The sequence below is a fragment of the Burkholderia sp. SIMBA_051 genome (assembly GCF_046534915.1).
Classification (GTDB): Bacteria; Pseudomonadota; Gammaproteobacteria; order Burkholderiales; family Burkholderiaceae; genus Burkholderia; species Burkholderia ambifaria.
In genome coordinates, this window is sequence record NZ_JAWRXS010000924.1 from 1 (window position 1) to 234 (window position 234).

A 234-nucleotide genomic window follows, 5' to 3' on the forward strand; every position below is an offset into this window, starting at 1 on the left:
GTACCGTGCTGACGGCCGCCATCCTCGCCGGCATCGTCGCCGCGCTCTACGGACTATGGGTGCGTTACCAGATCGAGCCGCTCACGCGCGACGGCAAGGTGCGCGCCGACGTGGTGCCGATCGCGCCCGACGTGAGCGGCCTCGTCACCGACGTGCGCGTGCACGACAACCAGAAAGTGACGAAGGGCCAGGTGCTGCTGGTGATCGATCCGTCCCGCTACCGGATCGCGCTCG

General features: G+C 68.8%; 1 protein-coding gene. It reads left to right on the forward strand.

Annotated elements, in window-relative coordinates; all coding sequences use genetic code 11:
• On the forward strand, positions 1 to 234 hold a 234-nt coding region (locus SB771_RS37185; protein ID WP_410722304.1), incomplete at both ends, for a biotin/lipoyl-binding protein.